Source organism: Chitinophaga filiformis, assembly GCF_021646545.1.
Lineage (GTDB): Bacteria > Bacteroidota > Bacteroidia > Chitinophagales > Chitinophagaceae > Chitinophaga > Chitinophaga filiformis_A.
The window spans coordinates 1,299,724-1,326,690 of sequence record NZ_JAKIRP010000001.1 but is presented as its reverse complement, the minus strand read 5'-3'; the positions used below and the strand labels follow the sequence as shown (position 1 = coordinate 1,326,690).

The window sequence follows — 26,967 nt, the reverse complement described above, 5'->3', positions numbered from 1 at the left end:
TTAAATAAGATAAACTCTATTAACCGGTGAATGCTTACAGATTAATTATTTTTACTATAAAATAAATTATACTACATTTGCGTTTACCATAAACATCAAATAAAAAAGCTGAATCGCATGCATAGATTAACCTCTGTCTCAATGCTCTTAGGCGCCAGTATAATTATGTCGATGTCCGCCTGTAAAAACGGTGGTCCATTCGGCAAAAAGAAGGAGAAATCCACAGCTACTGGCTGGAATTACAATGATCCTAAGATGGGTGGTTTCAGTGTGGCCAAAAGTAAAGACCAGCAGACTGGTCCGGGTCTTGTTTTCGTGCAGGGCGGTACCTTCGCCATGGGAGCGACAGAACAGGACGTTATGGCCGACTGGAATAACATTCCAAGACGTATTACTGTTTCTTCATTCTACATCGATGAAACAGAAGTTGCCAACGTTCACTATCGTGAATATCTGTACTGGCTGCGTCGTATGTACGACGAGTCCTTCCCGGACGTATACCGCAAGGCTTTACCAGATACCCTGGTATGGCGTAGCGAACTGGCTTACAACGAGCCTCTCGTAGAATATTATTTCCGTCACCCTGCTTACAATGACTATCCGGTAGTAGGTGTGAACTGGAAACAGGCTGTTGACTATTGTAAATGGCGCTCCAACCGTGTGAACGAAAAGATGCTGATCGACAAAGGGTTGTTGTCCAAAAACGATATGAAGAACCAGGCTGATGATAACACCTTCGATACTAAATCATATACCGCGGGCCTTTATGAAGGTATCCCTGGCAATATGTCCAAGAGTACCAAGGCTCAGTTCAGAAACGCTGATGGTTCTCCTCGTACTGCCCAATTCGAAGATGGTGTAATGTTACCAAACTACCGCCTCCCGACAGAAGCTGAGTGGGAATACGCGGCACTGGGTTACATCGGTCAGAACCCTGGCCCTTCCAAGAAAGAAGGTAAACGTGGTGAGGAGTTGATCATGAACAAACAGGTTTATTCCTGGGGAACTAACACAAGTGGTCTGAGAGACATCCGCCGTGGTGCATGGCAGGGTCAGTTCCTGGCGAACTTCAAACGTGGTTCCGGTGATAACATGGGTATGGCCGGTGGTCTGAACGACCGTGCGTCTATCCCTGGTCCTGTAATTGCTTTCTTCCCGAACACTTTCGGTATCTATAACATGTCAGGTAACGTGAGCGAGTGGGTACTGGACGTTTACCGTCCGCTGAACCCGATCGATGGTGATGACTTCAACTACTTCCGTGGTAACAAATTCCAGACTACTTACATGAACGCTGATGGCGAACCTGAAAAAGATAGCCTGGGTCATCTGAAAATGCGTGATGTAACTGACGAAGAAAGTGCTAACCGTCTGAACTACCAGAAAGGTGATGTTATCAACTACCTCGATGGTGACTCTCTCTCTAACGTAGAATACGGTTATGGTGTAACCTCCCTGATCAACGATAAATCACACGTTGTAAAAGGTGGTAGCTGGAACGACCGCGCTTACTGGCTCTCTCCAGGTGCACGCCGTTACATGCAGGAAGATATGGCCACCAACACTGTAGGTTTCCGTTGCGCAATGGACCGTGTGGGTAGCCCTGAAGGTAACAAGTTTAAAACTGGTCAGCTGTTCAAGAAACAACGCCAAAAGAGATAATGCCAATTTGATAGAGCATAAAAAAATCCCTCCTGGTTGCCAGGAGGGATTTTTTTATTGTAGTAACGCTGAATTATTACTTCCAGATCTCCAGGATCTCTTCCATATGATTCTTCGTATCCGGCCTCACAATGATCTTATCTATCACGCCCGATTCATTGATCAGAAAGGTAGTACGGTGTGTACCATCGTAGACGCGCCCCATAAACTTCTTCTCGCCCCATACACCATATTGTGTATGAATGGTACGGTCTTCATCTGCCAGTAAAGGAAAAGGCAGATCGTATTTCTCCGTAAATTTCCTATGCCGCTTTTCACTGTCTGTACTCACGCCCACAACTGCATATCCCTTCTTCAACAGCGCATGATAGTTGTCTCTCAGGTTACACGCCTGGTTCGTACAGGCGGGCGTCATATCTTTCGGATAAAAATATAGTATCACTTTCTTCCCTTTCAGGTCTGCCAGCGAAACCTCCTTTCCTTCCTGATCTGTTCCTTTAAAAATGGGCGCTTTATCTCCTTCTTTCAAATGTGTCATGTTCTCCTCCTGCTATCTCGTAAATGTGAACGTCTGTTCTTTGGTATTACCGGCAATATCTGTCACCAACATCCGCAGGCTGTGTTTACCCGGCCTGAAATGCTCGTCGAAGGTATAAGAAATAACGTTGCCCCTGCGCGCAAACATCAACCATTTGCCATCGAGTTCTGCCCGGTAGGCTTTTATACCACTATTATCGCTGATAGCGAAAGACAGTTTCGCTGCCCTGGACAGGTTGGCTCCATTCTTCACTCCCAGCAAAGCTATTTTAGGCATGATAGTATCCACTTCCAGGTGGAAATTACCGAACTCACGGAACTGTCCTACGTACCAGCCCTTTTCGAGTGTAGCGCCTACAATGGTCTCTCCCAATCCCTCACGCACCATCACTACCTTATGTTGTTGCGCTACCGGTATGGATCTGTCAGGCTTTATATGCAGGGTAAAATTGCTGTGTAAAGGCACCAGTGCTGTATGGAGACGGAAAATAGAAGAACTGGACTTTGACTTTTCTCCTGCCGGGATCTCTGCATAATTAAAGCAGATCCTGTCGTACAGGGAGTTCTCTTCCAGAAAGAACTCCACCTGGTTATTCTCGAAGATGTTGCGTGACTCCGCATACATCGTATTGGCACATTTGGTGGGTTCCGGCGCTTCCCCACTCTGCTGCAGCGTGAATTTTACGGTGGAGGAATTGCCATAAGCATCCTTCACCAGTAACCTTACAGGATGAGGTGTCCCGTCTGACAGGTCGATGGTACCATCACCCTGAACGTCCTTATAGATCTCCAGTTTATTGCCCGGTACGGAGAAGAGTAACTGCAGCCAGGGACCGCCGCCCTTTCTTATTCTGTAATCTGTATGGGCATTAATGTAACGGGACTCTTCAAAACCGATATTATCTATCTGGAAGCCGCTGTTGGGCACATCCTTATCGAACATCACCACTTCGTAGATACCATAACTGTTAGGAACATTGCTCATATGGTCTACCGCATTCAGCCCTATTCCCGCAAGCGCAGTCTTTACTTTGATCAATGGTGTGGCAGGTACATATTCGCCGTTTACCTTCTTTACCGCCAATATTGTCGGTGTCTGATCATAAATGCTCCTGTCCATATCGTATATAGCGATCCTGAACACCTCCGGGGCTTTGGTATCGGGAATATCGAAACCGAAAAGCAATGGGTTCAGGGGATGCTCCGTATGGGTATCCCTGATCTCAAAATGTACGTGCGGTCCGGCGGAACCACCGGTGTTACCGCTCCATGCCACGAAGTCGCCTTTTTTTACAGGGAATTTGTCTGCCGGAATCTTCAGGTCTGTTGCCCAGCTCTCGGCAGCATACTGCTGTTGCTTTACATACTGCTCCAGGGCAGGGAAAAAGCGATTCAGGTGGCCATAGGTGGTAGTATACCCATTAGGGTGCGTAATGTACAATACGTTCCCATAGCCGGTATGAGATACGCCAATCCTGCTTACATATCCATCTGCAGCGGCATATACCGGCAGATTTTCCTTCTGTTGGGTCTTAATGTCTATACCCGCGTGAAAATGGTTGGGACGAAGCTCTCCGTAGTTACCCGCAAGTTGGATAGGCACAGCCAGCGGATTGCGGAAATACCCCTGTGGGTAATTCTTTTCCGGTAACTGAGCGTGTAACAGCTGAGGTAATAAGATGCATAACCCGAATATCCGTTTTATCATGACGCAAAAATAAGGGGAAATCAATATCCTCTAAATCCTAATTTTGTGCCTTAACAGCCCCATTATGAAAGGTAGACTTAGTCAGGTGCTCATACATATTGCCGGTTGCGTTACTTTTCTGGCGTTGCCGATCGTTTTCTCCCCGGATGCCAGCAACCTGTCTGATCTGTGGAGGCATCCCCCTGCGCTTAAAGATTTCATCGTTTACCTGGCATTGTTACTCTTCTTTTATCTCAATTATTTCTGGCTGATCCCCAATTACTACTTCAAACGTAAATACGCTGCCCTGTCCCTGATCGCCTTTCTATGCTTTGTGACAATAGTGCTGGTACCCAATCTGCTGATTGGTTTTCGGGGTGGTCCTCCCCGCGCCGGGTATGAATTTCCGGCCAACAATCCGATGCCCCTGCCTTCAGACCGCCCGCCCAGACAGTTTAATCCGTCGCCGACGCCCCCGCCGGCAGATAGTATCCCGCCTTACGGACAGGAATCTCCGCCGCCAGCCAACCGTGCGTTCCCTCCCCCGGATCATTCCCACGGCCAGGGGTCACACGAGCAGGTATCGCGCTCATTGCTGCTGGACGTGAGTCACCAGGTATTCCTCTTTCTGGCAGTATTTTTTTTCTCCCTCATCCTGAAAATAAACTACCGCTGGCGGCAGACAGAAAAAGAAAAGCTGAATGCAGAGCTGTCATACCTGAAAGCCCAGATCAATCCGCATTTTCTTTTCAATATTCTGAATACCATCTACTCTCTTGCTATTGAGAAGTCAGACCAGACAGGCACTGCAGTGGTTAAACTATCACAAATGATGCGTTATGTGATCAGCGACGCCGGCAACCACCTGGTGCCTTTATCCAGAGAAATAGATTATCTCAGCAATTATATTGAACTGCAAAAAATGCGTTTCGGAGATTCGGTACCTTTGTCTTTTACAGTGACAGGCAAAGCCACCGGGCAACTGATCGCGCCATTAATACTGATCTCTTTTGTAGAAAACGCTTTTAAACACGGCGTGAATGCAGCTGAAAGTACCGACATCAGAATTACAGTGAACATTGATGAAAAACAGCTGCATTTTACTGCCTTCAACAATAAAGTGACTGTGCAGGATACACAGGAAATAACTGGCGGCCTTGGTATAGAGAATACCCGGAAACGCCTGCAGTTATTATATCCTGGCAGTCATACACTAGTTATCAGAGATGAAGAACACTATTTCGAAGTCTCCCTTTCATTGCAATTAACATGACTTTACAAGCCATTGCCATAGATGATGAATTGCCGGCCTTAAAGCTGATACAAAACTTCTGTGCGAAAGTGGATTTCATACAGCTGCAGAAGACATTCAATGTACCTGAGGAGGCCTTGAAGTATATCACAAAATATCCGGTAGACCTGCTCTTCCTGGATATCAATATGCCTTCTGTGAGCGGTATTGATCTGTACCGTTCCATACAACAACAGGCACTGGTAATATTCACAACCGCTCACAGTGAATATGCGGTGGAAGGATTTAATCTCAACGCTGTAGATTACCTGCTGAAGCCCTTTACCTTTGAGCGCTTCCTGCAGGCAGTACAAAAGGCCCAACATGTCAAGCAATTCAACCAGTCGCATCCTACAACACCACCTCCGCTCATATTCAGAGTGGATTATGGGTTGACAAGGGTACAGGTTTCAGATATACTTTTTATAGAGGGCCTCGACGATTACCTGAAAATCCACCTCCATCAGCAGCCCCCACTGATAGTCAGGATGACCATGAAAGTGCTGCTGGAAAAGCTGCCCCCACAATCCTTTATCAGGGTTCACCGTTCCTACATTGTAGCCATGGACCGTGTAGAGCAGGTACGTAATAAAACTATCCAGATAGCCGGCAGCGAAATACCCATAGGCAGCAGCTATGAAGATGCTTTCTTTAGCCAGTTCCGGCGGCTCTAGCTCCGTTTACCGCAACATATAGCGGCTTTACCGCATTCTTATGGCCATGTCCCGTATTAAAAAAATATTTGTGTTGGTAATACAGTTTATAACAGTGAACAAACCAACTCAATATGGAAAGAAAAGATTTTCTCAGGAACGGAATGGGTATACTGGGACTGGCATCCATCGTACCTATGCTCAACGCGTGCAGTAAAGACGATACTAGCACAGGTGCAGATACCGACACCACCACAGGAACCGATACGGAAACAGGCGGCACCTGTACCGTGTCTGACACTGAGACGGATGGTCCGTATCCGCTATATAGCAGCCGGGGATCTTCCATACAACGCGTGGACATTACAGATGGCAAAACCGGCCTGCCGCTGAGCATTGTAATCACGGTACGTAATGTGAAAGACAGTTGTAACATCGTGAGCAATGCGCGCGTGGACATCTGGCATTGTGATAAGGACGGTTATTATTCAGGATACAGTAACACCGGCTACCTGGGCACACAAGACAATACCGCCCTGGTCTTCTGCCGTGGCCTGCAATATACAGACAGCGCCGGACAGGCTAAGTTCACGTCCATTTATCCTGGTTGGTATACCGGCCGTGTAACACATATCCACGCACAGATCTATGTGGACAGCTCATTGAAACTGACCACACAGATCGCTTTTCCGGATGCGGTCAATACTGCAGTTTATAAAACATCGCTTTACAGCACCCACGGACAGAATTCAATTACCAATGCACAGGATAACATCATTATGGATTCTTTGGATAATGAACTGGCAACTGTTACAGCGAATAGCACTACAGGAGGTTATGACCTGACACATACTATTTATATCTCTGCTTAAGTAACTGGTGAGCACTTGTTATAAAAGCAAAAAGGACCGGCAATAAACCGGTCCTTTCTTATTAAGAAGTTATTATCATTTGTGTTAGTCTGCTTTTGCTTCCACTTTGTGTTTGTGTTTTGGGAAGTTGAACAGTATGCTGGTGATGATCGGAACCAGGAAGATAGATACAGTAATGAGGGAGGTAGCCCAGTCTGCCTGATGACTTTCCAGGAATTTGGTAGCGGCAGTCTCAGGGAAGAAGTGCTCATAAATAGCCAGCATCAGTTTGATACCAAGCACGCCAATCACCAGGAAGGCTGCAATTTCCAGGAAAGGATATTTTTCCATCAGTCTTACAAAACCTTGTGCTACAAAACGCATAGCCAGGATACCGATAAATACACCGGTCCAGATCAAGACGATATTATCGCTGAATGCAACTGCTGCGAATACGTTATCAATAGAGAAGGCGAGGTCCATCAGTTCCACCAGCGCTACAGTAGCCCAGAACTGCCCCATCCAGCCTATTGTTGCTTTATATAACCAGTTTTTGCTCTTGTCGATCTCCTCTGCTTCCTGCTCTACAATACCTGCTTTCTCTGCTTTTGACTTTGCAGCCCTCTTTTTAAAATAATCATAGGTCAGGTACAGGAGATAGAATCCGCCAACAGGTTTCAACCACCATACTTTGATAAGCAGGGATGCGAACAGTAAACAAATACCCCGGAAGACATAGGCACCAATAATACCGTACTTCAGCGCTTTGTTACGTTGTTCCTTTGGCAGGTCCATTACCATTGTAGCCAATACAGCCGCATTATCCACCGACAACAGGCTTTCAATAATAATCAGGTTTCCGACGATCAGCAACGCGGGTATCGGGTTGTCCAAGATCTGCTGGAACATTTCAGCGATTTGCATAATTGTTTGTTATTTTCTTGTTTTTGATAGACGTTAATTGTTTACAAGTTGCACCACTATGAGCCGTCCTCCTTCTTCCTGGGACAGCAGTAATTGTTTGTTATCTGTCAGCTCCACCATAGAGTTTACCGGAATATCCTTCCCCTCCGTAACGTCTTTTAAAGATGTAAGCGTTTGATTGACAAGTTGCCACTTATTATTATGAAATACAAAATATCCCACCGGTTTTTTCTGCTGATCTGTTAGTCTTTCGTTCGGATAAATGTTTCTATTCACATGCCAGGGATATAAATATTGGTTGTGATATACCATTAACCGGTGATTTTCGGGCGTAAAGCTACCCGGTTTTCGTGACCAATACAAGTTCAAAACGGGTAATTGTCCGCGGTAGGGTGTATTACAGAACGGACAGCAGGGGCTGGTGGTATTGTCGAATACGAACCATTTCTGGTCGCAATTCTTATTCTGACAGGGCTGCAGCAGATCAACAGTTTTGATCAATGCCTGCTCCCATTCGTCGGCAGTAGGACGCAATGAAGGGTTATGCAGTCCGTCGATAAATGCCTTCTCGAACAGCTCCTTCAGGTAAGGACCGCAGACTGTATAGGGGATCTTACTCACATCTGCCCAGGGCAGGTGCGTCGGTTTTACCTGATCCAGCCGTGGCCTGTTGGAAGTATCTGTAGGATGTTCTATGAACAAAGCCTTCGCCCCCATTGACAGTTCCTCATCTTTCTGCGCATCTGTATCATGTATCTTTCCTCCGCGTAGCGGGTGGCGATACAACAGGTACATATAGATCATCACTGCCAGCGCATGCCTGTCTGTCGCAATACTTGGCAGTTTACGTGCGGGATCTTCTTTCGGGAGATGCTTGGTAGCCATTACCTCCGGCGCAATGAAATCGGGTGTCCCGATCACATCAGGCGGGAACTTTCCAGGTACTACCAGCCCGTCAATGTCAATGATCGCGGCGCTGCCCGTAATGGGATCTATCAGCACGTTTTTGTAGGAAAGGTCTGAGTGAGCCAGGCCGGCAGCATGCATACGCCTTACAGCCCGGGCTATCTTGATACAGATGAGGCAGAACTTAAACCAGTCCCCAAGTTCACTTTCATCGAGGTGCAGCTTGAACTGACGGCTTCTGAACTGTGGAGAAGCAAACCACCTTCCCTCTTTCTCTTTTCCCGCAATAGATACGATCTGGGCGGCGCCAGGGTTGTATCCTTTAGTAAAAAAGAATTTCTTCTGATATACCGGAACTATGATACCGGTCTTCCCATCCTTTTCCACAATATTATTTGGCCAGCAGAAAAGATCTTTCCAGTATTCGCCTCCCGGCTGATTGAAGATCCTTTCCCGGAACGTGTTGACAATATTGTTGAGCCGCTCTTTGGAATTGAAGTCCTGCTTATCCCTGAAGAAAGCCACTACATATGACTTGTCAGGAGAGAAATAAACGTCCTTCATACCTCCCTGCATCGGGTCACCGTTATCAACATATTGATAAGATTTCCCATCCTGCGCTGTAACTGTGATAATGTTGCTCATGTATTCCTTATCAGTATAAAATAGCTATGGTACGATCGTCATGATTACCGGGCGACCAGAAATCCAGCCAGTTGAGCAGGCTTTCCTTCACGGCTTCCGGCGTACCTGCAAAGTTCACGCTGGTGCCATCATCGTTCGCCCCGCCAAGGTCCTGCCATAGTTGCCGCCAGTACTCATTCTTCTGCAGATTACCATCTGTCTGGAACTTAGGGTCAGTGAGACCATCTGTCATCAGCAGCAGCGCTGTAAAATCGGGCACCACTTTAAAACGGATGCGGTTCACATAGGCGCCGTTGGCAAAGATGTCAGACATTGTCAGAAAGCGCGTCTGCCCGGCAAACTCGCCACTGTCAGGTGTGCCCATGACAAAAGCATCACCTGTGGCATCCTGATAGATGCCGATGCCTCCATCTCCCACCCAGAAAGAACTGATCACATAACCAGCTGCATATTTCTTTACCAGCGCAAAAATAAGTGTGGTCGAGTAATCTTTTATGTCCGCGCCATTCTCCTGCGCCTCTTGTTTGATCTTTCCCTGGGCAGTAAATGCCAGCTTCCCCAACTGTTCAATAAACTGGATACTTACTTTTTTCTGGCTATCCTCGCTGGGATCATTCAGGTAAGCAGTGATCGCCTCTTCCAGGCCGGCTATCTTATCGCCCGCCAGCAGTTCCCGGAAGCTGCCTACCGCAGCCTTACAGGCCATATCAGCCCCTTTACGGCTATATTTTGCTGATCCGGCGCCATCGGCTACTGCGATGATGCCCCATCCAGTTTCGGCGTTGAAATCACATCCGAAGCTATCGTCTCTGAACTTCCCTTCGTGCGCGTGGCTACGGCCTCTTTTGGAAGCAATCACCAGCTTACGGTCGCCGAAAGGCAGGGCCACTGCTGCCTGGTCTGGCTGCCAGTATTTGTCCTGCTCATCAGAAGGCAGGTTCTGCCACAACGATTTCGGATCAGGGTTGATAACCAGTAATATCTTCTTTTCAGTAAATGGTCTATCTGCCGGATGGTGTTTCAACCGGAAGCGCAGGGTCAGCACATACTCTCCCTGCTGCAATGGTATACCGGAAATTGTATTGGCTGTTTCATCAAATGCGATTCCCAGTCCTTCCGGAATGCTCCATTCGAAATCTCCCATCTCCTGTAATCCGCTTCCCTCAGGGTCAAACGTGAAGCTGTATGCTTTATTCACCTTTGCATTTGGCAGAACAATATGTTTCTGAAGAATATCATCAATCAGTGATCTTTCTTTCCAGGATTCCACAATATCTTTTTGAGTGTTTATAATCGTTTTCACTGCTTGCTGAATATGCTCTTCTGATACAAATTTGTCAAACAGTGCCTGCTGATTTTCTGATACCGGCCATCCTTTATGCCGCAGCAGCGCTTCTATAAAAGCCTGATCTTGTCCGGTCATTATCCCTGCGTTCTGTTTATATCCATATTGCCATCTCCGAAACCATATTTGCCCTGTTTGCCACACCAGGAACAAGTACTCACCTCTTCCTGCCCTACGCAATGTACTTTACCGCAGGAGCATACGCTGAACCCGTACTGGTTACCGCAGCAGGGACAGGTAGGAAAACCTTCCAACTCGTCGGTATTCACCTTGCTGTTGATAACACCGCCTTCTGCAGACAATTCAAAATAGGCATTGTCCACCGGGAACGCACCATTGAGCCGATACCCCATCGACTGCATATTCATACCGCTGATGGTTACCGGGCGTAATCCTTTCTTATACTTGATGAGATAAGGCTTTTGCGTATTCTGGCATTTTGCAGCAAAGATGGCGTAGTTGGTATCTACAAATCCCGGCTGTACGGGAGGTAGTTTATCTATATCCACCTTTTCAATCACACCGTCGCTAAGCTTTGCCAGTTCCATGCCTGAACCATTATTGCTCACACTTACACTGCTGGATTTGATAGATGCGGTGATCCATCTGAAGAACTCCTTATACGACTGTGGTGTTGTATTCTTGAACATCAGTACAGTCTCTGTCAATTCCTTCAGTACACTCAGATTATTTTCGTCACCAAATGAAATGGCGACCAGGTTTGTTTTACTCTGCCAGTTCTGTTTCCATTCATGGATGGCAGCACTACTATTGTCTGTTGGGCTACCGTCTGTAAAGAGGAATACGATCGGCTTCCAATCGCCCTTCTGTGTGGCGGTGGTCTGTACCGTATTCTTACGCAACTCATACATCAGGTGGCCAAGACCGTTGCTCAAAGAAGTACCTGCGCCTATCGGGAATTTTGGCGGATAGAAACTGATCACTTCCTGCAATGGTACTATTGTCTTCGCCTGACCGGCAAATACAATAATAGACACCCAGGCAGTTTCCAATGCATAAGGGTCAGATTTCAACTCTTTAATGATCGTCGCCAATCCTTCCTCTACAAACTGGATCTGTTCTCCCACCATAGATTCGGATACATCTATGAGGAAATAAATAGGTAGTCTTCTCATCAGTAGAAATAATTAAGTACCAGCAAAATGATCAGTAACAATATCTGTGTCATATCAACGGCAAGCCCTGTTCCTACCTGGAATGGTTTAATACCGCTGAACACACTTAACACGGGTTTGAAAATACTTTTGAAGAAACTGAAGGTCTGCTTATACTGACCCGTTAAACGGTCTTCATAAGGCAGCAGTTTTGAATATAAAAAGAGTCCTACAATGAGGATGTTAATAATAAGATGGATAATGAAAAACATTGGTATAGTTCTTTGTTAGGGGTATCTGTTGATACCCCATTAGATAATGACATGCACTTCTGCCGGTGGTGGTGGCAATTGTATTTCTTCCGTAGTACCCACGCTCTTGTTACCTGTACCGATAGATGCAGATACCCATTTGAAGAAGGACATTAAGGTGGAACTATCGGCAGTATCCAGATGAACTACTGTATCTGTGAGTTCTTTCAGGAAACTGTCCTGTGCTTCCGCACCGGCGGCACAGGCCACTAAAGCCGCAAGGTTCTTACTTTTGATCTTAGGCACTACTTCACGGAAAGCCGCCAGGTCTGAAGGCTTGCCGTCTGTCATCAGGAACAACAGTGGGCGCCAGTCTCCTTTCTGGGTATCATTTCCTTTGACCACCTCGTTATCAAGCTTCGTGCACAGTAGTTCCAGTGCAGCTCCCATGTTGGTAGGACCTGATTCCGGAGTGGTAATCTCCGGCAGTTGCAAAGACTCTAAAGCAGTCAATGGCAGGATCTGTTTCACTTCCCTGTCGAAAGTGATAATGCTTATCCACACAGATTCCAGGGCAAAAGGATCCTGCCTTAATTTGGAAACCAATACCTGCAGTCCGTTTTTCACTGCCTCTATACGCTCGCCTCTCATGGAGCCGGAGGTGTCAAGCAACAGATATACCGGAAGTCGTCTCATGATTATGTTATGTTAAATTCAATTACGCATATTTCGCCAGGTACTCTTCCAGGCCTCCTTTCTGACCAAGCCCCACCGCTTCAAAACGCCATTGGTTATCGCGTTTGTAGATGCGGCCAAATTCAACGGCTGTCTCGATGGAGAAGTCTTCTCCCAGTTCATATTTCACCAGTTCCACATTCTTAACCGCATCATAAATACGGATAAAAGAGTTGCGGACCTGTCCGAAGTTCTGTTTACGCTGCGCTGCTTCATGGATGGTCACCACTATACAGATCTCTTTCACCGCAGGATTGATAACAGACAAGTCTACATGGATTGTCTCGTCATCGCCATCACCTGCACCGGTGCGGTTATCGCCGGAATGTTTCACAGCACCATCCGGAGATTCAAGGTTGTTATAAAACACGAAATACGGATCTGACAGGATCTTTCTGTTCTCTCCCAGGAGGAACACAGAAGCATCCAGGTCGCATTCTCCGCCTGTATGTGATTCATTGATATCCCATCCTAAGCCAATAGTGAATTTTGGTAGTTCAAGATTTGCCCGTTCTCCTTTTTGCAAATTGATTGCCATGATGGTATGATTTTTTGAAGATGATCAAATAAAAATGTTGCGTTCTTTCTGTACTCTTCCATCTGGTAGTAATTATTACCGATGCAGCAGTCTGCCAGTTCCTGGAGGAATACCGGCGTCTGTTTCATCAGCAGCTGTTCGTACTCCGCAAAAGGCGCATGGAGTAAGTATTTTACCACCCTTGTATTGAACCTGAATGAAGGCGAACATATCACCGCTTCAAGGCTCTGCAGGGAGTGTACACTATAGTAATTGAGTTTATTTTCTATGTTGGGATGAATACTGCTGTTCTGCAGTTGCGCATAGTACAGGAAATAAGCAGTATTGTCCAGTTCATACCGTTGCAGCAGGTTGCGGATGATCAGTTCATGACTTCCTGTGATACGGATATCGTCAGTAAAGATGAGCGTCTTCCCCAACAGAAAGTCTTTATCGAGATGGTATTTATCATTGATGATAAGTGCTTTCCTGCTTTCCATATCCAATGCGCCGTAATCAATGCTGTATGTTTTAAAACGATGGATCTTGGCACTTTCTGCAGGATTGTATCCCTTCATGCACAGGTACCTGTTGAGCACTTTCATAAATGCAGTGGTCATATGAAAGGAAGCAGTAGGAATACTGGTGTAAGGACTTGGCAACACTACCAGCTGATCATTTTCTGACAACCTGTTTCCGTAAGTAGCAATGAAACCTTCAGCCAATGCAGCCCCGAATGCGTCCGCAGCCGCCCCGTCCCCGAATTTGAAACGGCTGTAAGCAGCGGGATCAAAAGGGAAATGAGCATCATCTACAAGGTTATGTAAGGCATAAACATCTTTCATTTAACAACTTATTTAAGGGGTTATTAACAATGTCTGTCAACGTTGCGTATATACCCATACGTTGTGCTCCAAGTACATCGGCAACCTGGTTATCGCCGAGGTGCCATATCTGCGCAGGAGTAATGTCAGTATGCAGTAAAGTGGCATTTTCCAACAACCGGCTGAACATCTGTACATCCGGTTTGGAGTATCCTGTTTCGTCTGAATACAGCTGAAATGCAAAGTGGGCGTCCCATCCCCATTCTGCCATTAACTTACGTAAAGTCCGTCCCTGAATGAGCCCTGTATTGCTCAGCAGATTTGTGGTAATACCCTGTGTCTGCAAAGCGGCCAGCAATTTTTTGATGTCCTCATACAAAGGCAGGGGAGGATATTGAAAGAAAAGTGCCTCGGACAAACTGTAGAATTCCTCCAGTTTGTCCGGGTGCACAATTTTAATATCAGTACCCAGCAAATGCAGGCATAACAGATACATTTCGAATGTATGCACGTTACGTCCTGTTATCTCGTTCATGTTATTGATGAGTACATCTGTCTCCCTGAACGCAGCTTCCACTTTTTCCGGTGCGTAGGCCTCCAGCGAAAAAAAGGAACGGAACAGGTCTGCACGCTTCGTTTTAAAGGAAGGGTGAGAACGGATTAACGTCATCCACAGATCGAAAGATACATGTCTGGTCTTTTCCATGTTACACCACGATATTCACTTCCGGTGGAGGTGGCGGCAGTTCATTCAGACCGGCTACTTCCTTGTCTCCGCTTTCCACTTTCTGGCTGCCGGTGCTTACAGAAGCAGATACCCATTTGAAAAACGCCTTGATAGTTGCGGCATCTGCCGTATCGAGTGATACCACGGTATTGGTGATCTGTTTCAGGAGGTTTACATCAGCGCCGTTACCTGCAGCACAGGCTACTGTTATACCTATTTTACTATTCTGAAAAGCATTCAATCCACTCTGCCACTGATCGGTTGGAATACCATCCGTCATCAGGAACACCAGCGGTTTCCAGTCGCCTTTCACATCGATGGTGGACTTTGCCACCTCCCTGTTGATGCTGTCTGCGACGGTCTGCAAAGCAGCTCCCAGTGAAGTACCACCTGCAGCTTTCAATTCCGGCATCTGGAACGAAGACAAATCTGTCAGCGGTACCAACTGGCGTGCATCAGTATCAAAGGTGATCAGACTAAGGAATGCTGTTTCCAGTGCATACGGGTCCTGTCTCAAAGTTGAGATCAGTACCTGTACGCCGTTTTTTACTGCTTCTATGGGCTCACCGCTCATAGAGCCTGAGGTATCCAACACTAAATAAACCGGTAATCTTCTCATGAATGACGCTAATAGAAAGGGTTAATTAATAAACATAGTTCCTGAGGATCTCAACAAAGCTATCTGCCGGTTGAGGATCTCCCAGTGCTCTGAATTTCCAGGTACCGTCTTTGCGGTATACTTCTGCAAATACCAGGGAGCACATATTGTTGTATGATGCATCTCCGGAGAGATTAAATTTAACGATTTCTTTTCCTTTGTTATCTACCGCACGGATGAATGCGTTCTCAATACCACCGAAGTGCTGATTGCGCTGGCGGCCCTGATAGATAGATACCACGAACAGGATCTTATCATATTTAGCATCCAGGCTATCCAGTTTCACGATGATCTGCTCATCATCGCCATCGCCGGCTCCTGTGCGGTTATCGCCTGTCAGCCAGATATTACCTGAAGGGTGGCGCTGGCTGTTAAAGAAGATCACATCTCCCTGGTAAAGGCTCAGGTTACGGCCGTCATTGGTTTGTACGGTCTTACCCAGGTCGGCTACCTTACCGTTTTTATCCAGCAGGAAGGCGATTGCATCCAGGTCAAATTCTTCTTCCTTGCTGCCCAGCAGCTTACCAAAAAAGCCACCGCTTTTTTTACGGACATCCCAGCCCAGACCAATTGTTACGGTTGAAAGATCGTAGGTTTCCCCCTTATCATTTTTGCGGAGGTCAATGGTTTGTCCCTTAACTAAGTTAATTGCCATAAAGTGTATTTCAATAGTGTGATAGAATAGACTATTTAATGATCTGTCCTTTGTAGTATTTACCCAGGAAGTAGGCCAGGTCTTCCTTATAACCGATACCTGAAGCCTCGAAACGCCATTTGCCGTCTTTCAGGTACAGTCGGCCGAACTCCACGCCGGTTTCTACCGAGAAGTCCTCGCCCAGTTCGTATTTCGCAATTTCTTCTCCATTGGCATCGTTCACGATACGGATATATGAGTTCCTTACCTGTCCGAAGTTCTGCTTACGGGCTATGGCGTCGTGGATAGTTACTACAAACAGTATTTCTTTAATGTCCTGCTGTACCTTAGACAGATCTACCTTAATTGTTTCATCATCTCCTTCGGCACTGTTACCGCCGGTTGGGTCATCGCCGGTATGATGTAATGCGCTGTCAGGAGAGTTCGTATTGCCATAGAAAACAAAGAATCCTTCTGTGGGGATTACCCTATTGCCGTCTATCATAAATGCTGATGCATCCAGATCAAAATCATTCCCTGTCCCTTCGTTTGGATTCCATCCCAGGCCTACGCTGATCTGGGAAAGTCCGATATCTATTTTTTGTCCCTTCTGTAAATTAATTGCCATGAAATGTTAAATGTTTGCAGGGTTTTAAAATGTATTGTGATAATTGATTAACAACTGTTGCGATCGAGCATTTGACAATGTATGCAGGCTTAAAATAATAACCGGATTATCGGAACCTACTGCCCCACATCAGGTTACAATTTGTGAATATATTTAAAATTATATATTTCCAACTAATTTTCGCCATAAAAGTTTAGTTAAATAATGCGGGCAACGCTTTCGAGTCCCATGGAACCCAATTATTTATATTGTAGACGATTATAAGCGATTTTTATTCTAACCTGATTTTCATACTTTAGCCGCGCCAAAGTGGAAAACCTAATGTCAATCACAGTAACACAGTTAAGCAAGGTATACGGGGAGCAACGGGCGGTCAATGATATTTCCTTTTCGCTCAGCAAAGGGGAAATAGTAGGTTTCCTGGGGCCAAATGGCGCAGGAAAAAGTACTACCATGAAGATGATCACCGGCTACCTGCCACCCAGTGGTGGTACCGCCAGTGTGTGCGGATACGACGTTGCGACCCAGCCTATGGAGGTAAGACAACGTGTTGGTTACCTGCCGGAGGCCAATCCCCTCTATTTCGACATGTACATCCGGGAGTTCCTCGGATTTGTAGCACAGGTACATAAACTGGGCAGGAACACTGACAAGCGCATATCCGAGATCATTGCCATGACCGGTCTGCAACCGGAAAGCAAAAAGAAGATCGGTGCACTGTCCAAAGGATATAAACAGCGCGTCGGGCTGGCCCAGGCACTGATCCACGATCCGGAAGTACTGATCCTGGATGAGCCGACATCAGGTCTGGACCCCAACCAGCTGGCCGACATCCGGCAGCTCATTGTCGAATTGGGCAGGAATAAAACCGTTGTGCTGAGCACACACATCATGCAGGAAGTAGAGGCGATGTGCAGCAGGGTCATTATTATCAACAAAGGCAACATTATCGCTGACGACACCCTTCAGCACCTGCAGCAGGGAGGAACAGAAAACGGATATATCCAGGTATCGTTCGGGGAACCAATACCATCAGACGCAGATCTTCAGCAGATAGCGGGCGTAACAAGGGTAAAGCAACAGGATGGCAATACCTGGCAATTATTTGCCGGTAATCTGGAAGATGTGCGCAAAAACCTGCTACAATTTGCTTTGATAAATAACCGGAACATCCTTTCTTTGCAAAGCAATTCACAAAGCCTGGAATCTATCTTCAGGGAATTGACAAAGTAGGGGGTTCCCGGCAGCCTTATGATACCGGCGACCAAGTAACTTAATTATATTAAAACAATTGAACAACAATGAGTACCATTTCAGCAATCCATGCAAGGCAGATTCTTGACAGCCGCGGAAATCCTACTGTAGAGGTAGATGTAACCACAGAAGACGGTCACTTTGGCCGTGCAGCAGTTCCATCCGGTGCTTCTACTGGTAAGCATGAAGCAGTAGAGCTGCGTGATAATGACAAAGCCGTATACATGGGTAAAGGTGTTATCCAGGCTGTGAACAATGTGAATGATATTATCGCTGAAGAACTGATTGGCTGGGACGTGAAAGACCAGGCCGGTATCGATAAATTCCTGATAGAACTGGATGGTACTGAAAACAAAGGTAAGCTCGGCGCTAACGCTACCCTGGCTGTGAGCATGGCTGTTGCCAAAGCTGCTGCTGATGAGGCTAACCTGCCACTGTACCGCTACCTGGGTGGTGTAAATGCTACTACCCTGCCTATTCCGCTGATGAACATCATCAACGGTGGTGTACACGCTGATAACAAAATTGACTTCCAGGAGTTTATGATCGTTCCTGTAGGCGCCAGCTCCTTCTCTGAAGGTCTGCGCTGGGGTGTTGAGGTGTTCCATCACCTGAAATCCGTTCTCAAGAAGAAAGGTTACAGCACTAACGTAGGTGATGAAGGTGGTTTCGCTCCTGAAATCCAGAGCAACGAAGAAGCGATCGAAACTGTTATCGCAGCTATCGAAGCAGCAGGTTACAAACCAGGTGAGCAAATCGCTATCGCCCTGGATGCAGCAAGCAGCGAAATGTACAACGACGCTGACAAAACTTACAAATTCTACAAGAGCTCCGGCAAAGTGATCAGCAGCGATGAAATGGTTGCTTTCTGGGCTGAGTGGTGCAAAAAATATCCAATCGTTTCTATCGAAGACGGTATGGCAGAAGACGACTGGGCTGGCTGGAAAAAACTGACCGACGCTGTTGGTTCTACTGTACAGCTGGTAGGTGATGACCTGTTCGTTACCAACGTAAAACGCCTGAAAACCGGTATCGACCAGAGCACTGCTAACAGCATCCTGATCAAGGTTAACCAGATCGGTACTGTTACTGAAACTATCGATGCAGTGAACATGGCGCACAAAGCAGGTTATACCTCTATTATGAGCCACCGTTCCGGCGAAACTGAAGATACTACCATCGCTGACCTGGCAGTTGCACTGAACTGCGGCCAGATCAAGACCGGTTCCGCTTCCCGTACTGACCGTATGGCCAAATACAACCAGTTACTCCGTATCGAGGAAGAATTGGACAACGTGGCATATTATCCGGGAAAATCCGTTAAATTTGGTAAGAAGTAAGTAACGCTCGATTGAATCTCGTACGTCGAATTTCGGGATCTGATCTTTGATGACGATAATTTAATTAGTGGTCCATATTCGCCGGGTTTTGAGTTACTTCAAAACCCGGCTTTTTAAACAGCCGTTTCCGGTTATATATCAGTCACATATGCCAGGTTTAAAATCCATCAAAGTGCCAGCTTACATGCGAAATAAATATTTCGTATCCGCCGCCGCATTCCTGGTGTGGTTGGCATTTATTGACAGTAAGAATTTTATTTCCCAGTACGAATTACAATCCGAGGTTAACAAACTGGAAGCACAGAAGTCTTTCTTCCAGGATGAGATCAGTAAAACCAGGAAAGAACAACAGGAACTGTTGTCTAGTCCGGAAAAGCTGGAAAAGTTCGCCCGTGAAAAGTACCTGATGAAAAAAGATGATGAAGACCTGTTCATTATCACTGAGAAAGAATAAAAAAACGCACTTTTTTCGCATCTCCACGTTAAGCATTTCCCTTTCCTGGCCGGATGTCACATAGACCGGCTATCTTTGCTTTCGAAATATTTCATTTACGGCTGACAATACATTTTGCACAATCTCCGTTATATAGTTAGGAACGAATCAATTGTATTAAAAAAATATTGCATGGGGAATTCTACACACTCTTTTTTTGCCTTACATTCTGTAACAAGTAGCGCTAATAAACCTAAAAAGATGACAAACCAAGACCCGGAATTATCTCGTGAAGAAGAAATTTGTCTGAATCAAACAAAAAAAGCGCTGGATACTATCCGTTTCTCTCCAAGACCAGAAACTCTTCAGGCTATCGCTGATTATGCCCGGAAGGTCACGCCTTCAAAATAGCATAACGGCCCAAGGCTATAGCTGTCACGCCCGTAACACATTTTACGGACGAAAGAATAGCTATCGGTAGTACATCCGGCATATTTGCAGCATATTATCTTTGCCCTATCTTTACAGGTATGACAAAGAAAGAACGCTTTGCCTTTGTTCTCAACTATTTCGAAGAACATGCTCCCAACGCAGAGACTGAACTGATTTACGACAATCCTTATCAATTACTGGTAGCCGTCATCCTGTCTGCGCAATGCACAGACAAACGTGTTAACATGACCACGCCTGCCATCTTCCAGGAATACCCGGATGTAGAGGCCCTGAGCCATGCCACATTCGACGACTTATTCCCATTGATACGCAGCATCAGCTACCCGAACAATAAGACCAAACACCTTATTGGCATGGCGCAGATGGTGATGGAAGATTTCAACGGAGAGATCCCTTCCACCGTAGAACAACTAGTTAAACTACCTGGTGTGGGCCGTAAAACTGCCAACGTCATTACGTCCGTTGTCCACCAGCAGCCTAACATGGCCGTGGATACACACGTTTTCCGCGTTTCAGCCCGTCTGGGACTTACTACAAACGCAACCACTCCCCTTCAGACAGAAAAGCAATTATTGAAATATATTCCCACAGAAAAGGTGCATATCGCACATCACTGGTTAATATTGCATGGCCGGTATATTTGTGTGGCCAGAACACCCAAATGCGAGCAATGCGGGCTAAGACCAGTATGCAAATATTATCACAGCCTGATCCGGGGATAAGAATGACCAGTTGTGTCGCCGGACATTATCAAATATTAACTGCTTTTATGGAAAAGCCTTTCCTGACAGCTGCGTGGCGTAATCTCCTTATGATCAACTTCGAGGCTGATCCGGCAGTATTACAGCCGCTGGTGCCCTACAATACTGAGCTCGATACCTGGAACAATACCCTCTATGTTAGCCTGGTTGGCTTTCTTTTCCGAAATACCCGGGTAAAAGGTATTTCCCTTCCCTTCCACCGCCACTTTGAAGAAGTGAACCTCCGTTTCTATGTGCGCTATAAAGAAGCAGGCATATGGAAGCGAGGTGTCGTATTTGTGAAAGAGATTGTTCCTAAGAGAATGATCACCTTTGTGGCCAACACCGTTTATAAAGAAAAATATGCTACCCATCCTATGCGGCATCAATGGTTGCATACGCCAGACAATATGCTGGCCGTCTCCTATGAATGGAAGGTGGGTCAGCAATGGAATTTTTTGAAAGCTACGGCAGAGAAAGAACCGCTCCCTATTGCTGCCGGCAGCGAGGCGGAATTTATTACAGACCATTACTGGGGATATACACAGATGGCGGAGACGCGCACGGGTGAATACCAGGTAGCCCATCCGCAGTGGAGAACACATCGCGTTGTTGAATATAGTTATCATTGTGATACTGCGCTACTCTATGGACCTGCCTTCGTACCAATGTTGCAGCAGGCGCCTGTTTCCGCATTGCTGGCGGAGGGCTCAGACATCAGTGTGATGCCCAAAAAATTACTGTAAATCATCACCATCCGTACCACTAATTTGGAATTTCGTTTATATTTTACTTATCTTTTGCCGCTAAAGTTTTAACAGAGTTATAAAGTCTAAATGTCGTTATGAAATCAGGTACTCGCTTACAGTTGTCCATTATGATGTTCCTTGAGTTCTTTATCTGGGGATCTTGGTTCGTTACGTTGGGAACATTTCTTGCCAAAAACCTTCAGGCATCCGGTCTGGAGACTGCAAGTGTGTTCTCTACACAGTCATACGGCGCCATTATCGCTCCCTTCATCGTAGGGATGATCGCCGACAAATATTTTAATGCTGAAAAGATCCTGGGTATTCTGCACCTGGTTGGTGCAGCACTCATGTTCCAGATGTATCGTGCCGAGAGCGTGAGCGTATTTTATCCCTATGTGTTTGCCTACATGGTACTCTACATGCCTACTCTTGCCCTCGTGAACTCTGTATCATTCCGCCAGATGAACAATCCTGAAAAGGAGTTCTCCACTATCCGTGTCTGGGGTACTGTCGGCTGGATCATTGCTGGTCTTACTATCAGCTATGCTTTCCATTGGGATTCTCCAGCCAGCACAGAAGCGGGCGCGTTAAAAAATACTTTTGCTATGGGCGCTGTAGCATCCCTGTTACTGGGCCTGTTCAGCTTCACACTTCCAAAAACGCCTCCTGTAAAAGACAAGGCTCAGAAAGACAGCATAGCAGAAATATTAGGTCTCGACGCTATCAAACTGCTTAGCAACAGAAACTTCCTCGTATTCTTTATATCATCCATCCTGATCTGTATACCGCTGGCATTCTACTACCAGAATGCACACCACTTCCTGGAGCAGACAGGCCTGGAAAATCCTACTGGCAAAATGGCTATCGGCCAGGTATCTGAAGCACTGTTCATATTATTGATCCCTGTGTTCTTCAGCCGGTTTGGTTTCAAAAAGACCATCATGATCGGTATGATCGCCTGGGCAGTACGTTACCTGCTCTTCGCTTACGGTAACGCGGGTCCGCTGGCATTCATGCTCATCACCGGTATAGCACTGCATGGTATCTGTTATGACTTCTTCTTTGTATCAGGACAGATATATACTGATCAACAGGCGGGAGAAAAATACAAGAGTGCCGCTCAGGGACTCGTAACACTGGCTACCTATGGTGTTGGAATGCTGATAGGTTTCTGGGTTGCTGGTATTATCTCTGACTACTATACTACACATGCTACCGATAACTTCTGGCAGAAAGTATGGATGATCCCATCCATCATTGCTGCTGTAGTTTGGTTGTTGTTCATGGCAACATTCCGTGACAGCAAAAGGCAAGTAGTAGCATAATACATTTTTGCACTACATCACCACTCCGCAGTGAACTACCTATGTCTACCTGGTGTTTTACTGCGGAGTTTTCATTTTAACCCAGATCATTATCACTTAATTCAATCAGATAATTATGCAACGTATTTCCATGTTAGGTTCAGGCTTTATAGGCCGTTTCTATGCAGACTCATTACAGGGCCAGAGAAGCCGGGATAAGATTGTCAGTATTTATTCCCGCAGGGAAGAAAGCGCTAAAAAATTTGCAGCAGACTACAATGTCGACCACTGGACTACCGATATGGAAGCATCCATCGCACATCCGGATGTGAATGTTGTTTGTATCTCCCTGCCCAACAATCTGCACGAAGCTGCTGTAGCGCTTTGTTGCAAACACAAGAAAGGCGTGATATGCACCAAACCCCTGGGTCGCAATGCTGAAGAAGCGAAACGCATGCTGGAAATGGTGGAAGCTGCCGGTATATTCAACGGCTACCTGGAAGACCTGGTATACACGCCTAAATTCCTTAAAGCGCTGGAAAGTGTAAAAGGCGGCGCCCTTGGCCGTATACTCTGGGCCAAATCAAGAGAAACGCATCCCGGCCCTCACAGCGAATGGTTCTGGGATAAAGAACAGGCAGGCGGAGGTTGTATCCTTGACCTGGGTTGCCATTGTGTAGAAATTGCCCGAAGCTTCATCGGTAAGGACATTAAACCAGTGGAAGTAATGTGCTGGGCTGATACACAGGTTAAACCTATTGATGCGGAAGACCATGCTATTGGTCTGGTAAAATATGAGAATGGCGCCATTGGGCAGTTTGAGGTCAGCTGGACATTCCGCGGCGGCCTTGACCTGAGAGACGAAGTGATGGGTACCGAAGGTACTATCTGGCTGAATAGCTTCCTTCGTACCGGTTTCGACATGTTCACCACCGGTAAGGGTGCTGATTACGTAGCTGAAAAAGCAGAGAGCAACAGCGGATGGTTATTCCCTGTGGGAGATGAGCTGAATGAGTTGGGCTACAATCACATGTTTGCCGACATGTTCAATGCCATCGAAAATAATACACCTGCAAGAGAAACTTTCTACGACGGTTATGTGGTAAATGCGGTACTGGATGCAGCTTATCGCAGCGCCGCCAGCAAACAGTGGGAACCAGTAAAACTGGATATCTGGCGTGGACAAACGGGGTTAACCAAACCTCAGACCCTGGTGGATTACGATGCAGATCACTATCTGGTGAAAGAAGAGATGACACATTTCGGCGCCAAAAAGCTGATCCTGAAAGAAAAGAAAAGCGGTCAGATCATCGAACGCGTAATATAAAGCGTAAAACAAAGGGTCTTCAATTGAAGACCCTTTTTAATATCTTGAGGCTAATGCCGGGAGATTGTTTACACCAATAAAACTGCATACACCGTCCCGCGTCAACCGGTTTACACCCTGATAATGTAAGCCTTCCCCAATGCCTGGGATACCTCCACCTGTACCAGTGTCCCTTTTTCGTATTTATAGACATTCTTTTTGCCTTCTGGCAGCAACAGCTCATAAAGTCCATTGCCCAGGGAATTAAGCGTCAGGAAGATGCCTAGTGTCTCTGAAAAGATCTTTGTGATCTGCCTGGGTTCCATAAAGTACATCTCGCCCACGGAATGCACGATTTCTGACGTATTCAGCACAGACTTCTCACCATTCTGCACAACAGAGTAATTCTTTGCTTCCCGTTGTGTGATAATGGTCTTGTTGTCGGCATCCTTACCTGAGCTTTTTATCACCTTCGACCTGACAAGGACATTGTTGTCAAAATCGCAGGAGATATCCAGATTGAATTTGGCCAGCAGTTTCATGTCCACTTTACTTTGGATAGAGATATTGCGGGAAGCTCCATTCACTTTACAATGGGCAGTGACGTTGCCGATAACGTGGTTACTGAAACGTATTTCGTAATTGTGCGTTTGGGCGTATAACAATGCGCTGTTCAATGTAAACAGGCATATAAACAGTGTAGACCAGATGGCGCCTTTCATGATAAAGCTTTTGGCTAGTTGTAGTAATCCGTTCCTATATAGCAAACGTGCCGTGGCCTGTTTTGTTATATAGTATTAAATATAATAAAAATCCTGCCCCAAAGGGCAGGATCTATATAAAATTATCATGAATCGTCGGGCTGATAACTGCATCCGCCTGATCCTGCTGTAGTTAGCTGATCGCAAGGGCTTGCCGGCTATTATAGCATCTCTTTGATCTTCGTTACCAGCTCTCCTTTTGTGATAGGTACACCCATAACTTTGTTGTAACCTACCGCATCTATCAGGAAGTGTTCACGGATGATCTTGATGAGCTGACCATTGTTGATCTCAGGGATCAGCACTTTATCGTAGCTGTGCAGGATCTCTGCCAGGTTCTTAGGGAACGGACGCAGATACCTGATGTGCGCGTGCGCTACAGCATGTCCTTCTGCCAGCAGTTCCAGTACGGCGCTCTTGATAGCTCCGTAGGTAGAACCCCATCCGAGCACCAGTACTTTACCTTTTTCAGGACCCAGTTCTATCTGCTGAGGCGGAATATGATCTGCGATCTTGTCTACCTTTTCCTGACGAATGCGCACCATTAGCTGGTGGTTTTCCGGATCATAGCTTACGTTACCGGTAATGTTCTGTTTTTCCAGACCACCGATACGGTGTTCCAGTCCTGGTGTACCAGGCACTGCCCATGGACGCACGAGGTTCTCATCGCGGTGATAAGGCAGGAACTGCTCCTCTCCTTCTTCCAGTCCTTTTTTGAACTTTACAGGGATGGCTGGCAGGTCCTTGCTCTGTGGGAAACGCCATGGTTCTGCACCATTTGCAATGTAACCATCGCTCAGGAAGATCACCGGCGTCATATGTGCCACGGAAATGCGGAAAGCTTCAAATACTGCATTGAAACAGTCTGAAGGCGTTGATGCAGATACAATCGGCATCGGACATTCCCCGTTACGGCCATAATAAGCCTGCAGGAGGTCAGATTGTTCCGTTTTGGTAGGCAGACCAGTAGAAGGTCCGCCACGCTGAATATTGATGATCAGAAGCGGAATTTCAAGCATTACTGCCAGACCCATTGCCTCCCCTTTCAGGGCCATACCAGGACCAGAAGTGGTCGTAACCCCCATGTGTCCACCATAGGAAGCGCCAATAGCGGAGGTGATACCTGCTATCTCATCTTCTGCCTGGAAGGTACGGATGCCAAAATTCTTATAGCGGCTCAGTTCATGCAGAATGTCGGAGGCAGGTGTGATGGGATAAGTACCCAGGAAAATGGGCAGGTTCGCCTTCTGGCTGGCGGCTATCAAACCATAAGCCAGGGCGGTATTACCGGTAATGCTACGGTAAGTGCCAGGCTCCATACGTGCCTTTTCCACATGGAAACGGGTGCTGAATGCCTCGACTGTATCAGCGAAGTTATATCCGGCATGTAAGGCTTTCAGGTTGCTATCCAGGATATCCTGTTTCTTGCCAAATTTCTCGTTCAGGAAGTTCTCGGTGCTTTCCAGGTTCCGGTCATATAACCAGTAAAGGAAGCCCAGTACGAACATGTTCTTTGCTCGGTCTTTTTCCTTCATACCCAGGTTCACGTCCTTCAGCGCCTCACGTGTCATTTTGGTCACGTCCATAGTATGCAGCTGATAGGGTTGCAGAGAACCATCCTCCAGCGGGTTTACGCCGTCAGGATAGTTAGCCAGACGCAGGTTCTTTGCATCGAAACCATCGGTATTGGCGATGATGATACCACCTTTTTTGAGGCTTTTCAGGTTGGCCTTCAGCGCAGCAGCGTTCATGGCAACCAGTACATCACAGGCATCACCGGGAGTGAATATGCGGTTAGAGGAAAAGTGCAGCTGGAAGCCGCTCACGCCTGGCAGGGTTCCCTGCGGAGCGCGTATTTCTGCCGGAAAGTCCGGGAAGGTGCTTAAGTCATTGCCAACCAACGCAGTGTTGTTGGAGAACTGGGTACCAGTAAGCTGCATCCCGTCTCCACTGTCGCCGGCAAATTTTATCACGACATCTTCTATCTGTTGAACCGAAATATTTGACATTGAATATCTTATTTAACTATCCTTTGTT

Annotated in this window: 28 protein-coding genes; 12 read left to right on the top strand and 16 right to left on the bottom strand. The window is 46.4% G+C overall.

The features are described from left to right. Positions 1 to 117 precede the first annotated feature (117 nt). Complete coding sequence (locus tag L3C95_RS05550) at positions 118 to 1,662, top strand: SUMF1/EgtB/PvdO family nonheme iron enzyme (protein WP_236385791.1); 1,545 nt, start codon at positions 118 to 120, stop codon at positions 1,660 to 1,662. Positions 1,663 to 1,738: 76 nt separating this feature from the next. Here the strand turns inward: L3C95_RS05550 and bcp are convergent, their stop codons facing one another. Further along, positions 1,739 to 2,200: a thioredoxin-dependent thiol peroxidase gene (gene bcp / locus L3C95_RS05545; RefSeq protein WP_236385790.1), complete on the bottom strand. Its 462-nt coding sequence runs from the start codon at positions 2,198 to 2,200 to the stop codon at positions 1,739 to 1,741. A 12-nt stretch (positions 2,201 to 2,212) separates the two neighbouring features. Next, on the bottom strand, positions 2,213 to 3,907 hold the full coding sequence (locus L3C95_RS05540; RefSeq protein ID WP_236385789.1) for a peptidoglycan DD-metalloendopeptidase family protein: 1,695 nt from the start codon (positions 3,905 to 3,907) through the stop codon (positions 2,213 to 2,215). 64 nt (positions 3,908 to 3,971) lie between these two features. Here L3C95_RS05540 and L3C95_RS05535 point away from each other — a divergent pair, with 64 nt between their 5' ends. The 3 genes from L3C95_RS05535 (at position 3,972) to L3C95_RS05525 (ending at position 6,702) form a co-directional block, all read left to right on the top strand. Beyond that, positions 3,972 to 5,159 carry a histidine kinase gene (locus L3C95_RS05535; protein WP_236385788.1) on the top strand — a complete coding sequence of 396 codons (1,188 nt, stop codon included), beginning with the start codon at positions 3,972 to 3,974 and terminating at the stop codon, positions 5,157 to 5,159. Further along, entirely contained in the window at positions 5,156 to 5,851 is a 696-nt protein-coding gene (locus L3C95_RS05530) for a LytR/AlgR family response regulator transcription factor (RefSeq protein ID WP_236385787.1), read from the top strand. Before L3C95_RS05535 ends, L3C95_RS05530 begins: the two co-directional genes overlap by 4 nt. A gap of 113 nt (positions 5,852 to 5,964) precedes the next feature. Continuing rightward, the gene (locus L3C95_RS05525) at positions 5,965 to 6,702 is read left to right on the top strand and encodes an intradiol ring-cleavage dioxygenase (protein ID WP_236385786.1); all 738 of its coding nucleotides are present in this window, start codon (positions 5,965 to 5,967) and stop codon (positions 6,700 to 6,702) included. Positions 6,703 to 6,786: 84 nt separating this feature from the next. Here the strand turns inward: L3C95_RS05525 and L3C95_RS05520 are convergent, their stop codons facing one another. From L3C95_RS05520 to L3C95_RS05465, 12 genes are read right to left on the bottom strand one after another with little or no spacing between them, the layout of a single operon-like run. Further along, positions 6,787 to 7,605, bottom strand: coding sequence for a TerC family protein (locus L3C95_RS05520; protein WP_236385785.1), 819 nt, complete (start codon positions 7,603 to 7,605; stop codon positions 6,787 to 6,789). Between the two features lie 33 nt (positions 7,606 to 7,638). Beyond that, positions 7,639 to 9,156 (bottom strand): helix-hairpin-helix domain-containing protein, encoded by a 1,518-nt coding sequence (locus tag L3C95_RS05515; protein ID WP_236385784.1) that lies wholly within the window; start codon positions 9,154 to 9,156, stop codon positions 7,639 to 7,641. 10 nt (positions 9,157 to 9,166) lie between these two features. Further along, positions 9,167 to 10,579, bottom strand: a complete 1,413-nt coding sequence (locus L3C95_RS05510) for a PP2C family serine/threonine-protein phosphatase (RefSeq protein WP_236385783.1) — start codon at positions 10,577 to 10,579, stop codon at positions 9,167 to 9,169. Continuing rightward, positions 10,579 to 11,637 (bottom strand): TerY-C metal binding domain-containing protein, encoded by a 1,059-nt coding sequence (locus tag L3C95_RS05505; RefSeq protein ID WP_236385782.1) that lies wholly within the window; start codon positions 11,635 to 11,637, stop codon positions 10,579 to 10,581. Before L3C95_RS05505 ends, L3C95_RS05510 begins: the two co-directional genes overlap by 1 nt. Beyond that, complete coding sequence (locus L3C95_RS05500) at positions 11,637 to 11,888, bottom strand: hypothetical protein (RefSeq protein WP_236385781.1); 252 nt, start codon at positions 11,886 to 11,888, stop codon at positions 11,637 to 11,639. Before L3C95_RS05500 ends, L3C95_RS05505 begins: the two co-directional genes overlap by 1 nt. Positions 11,889 to 11,927: 39 nt before the next feature. Then, positions 11,928 to 12,563 (bottom strand): vWA domain-containing protein, encoded by a 636-nt coding sequence (locus L3C95_RS05495; RefSeq protein WP_236385780.1) that lies wholly within the window; start codon positions 12,561 to 12,563, stop codon positions 11,928 to 11,930. Between the two features lie 22 nt (positions 12,564 to 12,585). Beyond that, on the bottom strand, positions 12,586 to 13,143 hold the full coding sequence (locus L3C95_RS05490; RefSeq protein WP_410682699.1) for a TerD family protein: 558 nt from the start codon (positions 13,141 to 13,143) through the stop codon (positions 12,586 to 12,588). Beyond that, positions 13,074 to 13,964, bottom strand: coding sequence for a phosphoribosyltransferase family protein (locus L3C95_RS05485; protein ID WP_236385777.1), 891 nt, complete (start codon positions 13,962 to 13,964; stop codon positions 13,074 to 13,076). Before L3C95_RS05485 ends, L3C95_RS05490 begins: the two co-directional genes overlap by 70 nt. Beyond that, a complete protein-coding gene (locus tag L3C95_RS05480; protein WP_236385775.1) occupies positions 13,939 to 14,649 on the bottom strand; it encodes an HAD family hydrolase in 711 nt (236 codons plus the stop codon). Before L3C95_RS05480 ends, L3C95_RS05485 begins: the two co-directional genes overlap by 26 nt. Position 14,650: 1 nt before the next feature. Further along, positions 14,651 to 15,289 (bottom strand): vWA domain-containing protein, encoded by a 639-nt coding sequence (locus L3C95_RS05475; protein WP_236385773.1) that lies wholly within the window; start codon positions 15,287 to 15,289, stop codon positions 14,651 to 14,653. Positions 15,290 to 15,314: 25 nt separating this feature from the next. Further along, positions 15,315 to 15,983 (bottom strand): TerD family protein, encoded by a 669-nt coding sequence (locus L3C95_RS05470; protein WP_236385772.1) that lies wholly within the window; start codon positions 15,981 to 15,983, stop codon positions 15,315 to 15,317. Positions 15,984 to 16,014: 31 nt separating this feature from the next. Continuing rightward, positions 16,015 to 16,590: a TerD family protein gene (locus L3C95_RS05465; protein ID WP_236385771.1), complete on the bottom strand. Its 576-nt coding sequence runs from the start codon at positions 16,588 to 16,590 to the stop codon at positions 16,015 to 16,017. 321 nt (positions 16,591 to 16,911) lie between these two features. Here L3C95_RS05465 and gldA point away from each other — a divergent pair, with 321 nt between their 5' ends. From gldA to L3C95_RS05425, 8 genes are all read left to right on the top strand, one after another. Continuing rightward, complete coding sequence (gene gldA / locus L3C95_RS05460) at positions 16,912 to 17,823, top strand: gliding motility-associated ABC transporter ATP-binding subunit GldA (protein WP_236385770.1); 912 nt, start codon at positions 16,912 to 16,914, stop codon at positions 17,821 to 17,823. Between the two features lie 68 nt (positions 17,824 to 17,891). Beyond that, positions 17,892 to 19,184: a phosphopyruvate hydratase gene (gene eno, locus L3C95_RS05455; RefSeq protein ID WP_236385769.1), complete on the top strand. Its 1,293-nt coding sequence runs from the start codon at positions 17,892 to 17,894 to the stop codon at positions 19,182 to 19,184. 148 nt (positions 19,185 to 19,332) lie between these two features. Further along, complete coding sequence (locus L3C95_RS05450) at positions 19,333 to 19,638, top strand: FtsB family cell division protein (RefSeq protein ID WP_236385768.1); 306 nt, start codon at positions 19,333 to 19,335, stop codon at positions 19,636 to 19,638. Between the two features lie 240 nt (positions 19,639 to 19,878). After that, on the top strand, positions 19,879 to 20,028 hold the full coding sequence (locus tag L3C95_RS05445; protein ID WP_199654768.1) for a hypothetical protein: 150 nt from the start codon (positions 19,879 to 19,881) through the stop codon (positions 20,026 to 20,028). 119 nt (positions 20,029 to 20,147) lie between these two features. Then, complete coding sequence (gene nth, locus L3C95_RS05440) at positions 20,148 to 20,792, top strand: endonuclease III (protein ID WP_236385767.1); 645 nt, start codon at positions 20,148 to 20,150, stop codon at positions 20,790 to 20,792. Between the two features lie 47 nt (positions 20,793 to 20,839). After that, the gene (locus L3C95_RS05435; RefSeq protein ID WP_236385766.1) at positions 20,840 to 21,556 is read left to right on the top strand and encodes a YqjF family protein; all 717 of its coding nucleotides are present in this window, start codon (positions 20,840 to 20,842) and stop codon (positions 21,554 to 21,556) included. 98 nt (positions 21,557 to 21,654) lie between these two features. Beyond that, the gene (locus L3C95_RS05430) at positions 21,655 to 22,884 is read left to right on the top strand and encodes a nucleoside permease (RefSeq protein WP_236385764.1); all 1,230 of its coding nucleotides are present in this window, start codon (positions 21,655 to 21,657) and stop codon (positions 22,882 to 22,884) included. Between the two features lie 115 nt (positions 22,885 to 22,999). Then, positions 23,000 to 24,190, top strand: a complete 1,191-nt coding sequence (locus L3C95_RS05425) for a Gfo/Idh/MocA family protein (RefSeq protein WP_236385763.1) — start codon at positions 23,000 to 23,002, stop codon at positions 24,188 to 24,190. A gap of 110 nt (positions 24,191 to 24,300) precedes the next feature. On the opposite strand, the gene L3C95_RS05420 is transcribed toward L3C95_RS05425, so the two are convergent. Both L3C95_RS05420 and L3C95_RS05415 read right to left on the bottom strand, forming a co-directional pair. Continuing rightward, positions 24,301 to 24,891, bottom strand: a complete 591-nt coding sequence (locus L3C95_RS05420) for a DUF6134 family protein (RefSeq protein WP_236385762.1) — start codon at positions 24,889 to 24,891, stop codon at positions 24,301 to 24,303. Between the two features lie 200 nt (positions 24,892 to 25,091). Then, positions 25,092 to 26,939 (bottom strand): 2-oxoacid:acceptor oxidoreductase subunit alpha, encoded by a 1,848-nt coding sequence (locus tag L3C95_RS05415; protein ID WP_236385761.1) that lies wholly within the window; start codon positions 26,937 to 26,939, stop codon positions 25,092 to 25,094. Between the last annotated feature and the right edge of the window lie 28 nt (positions 26,940 to 26,967).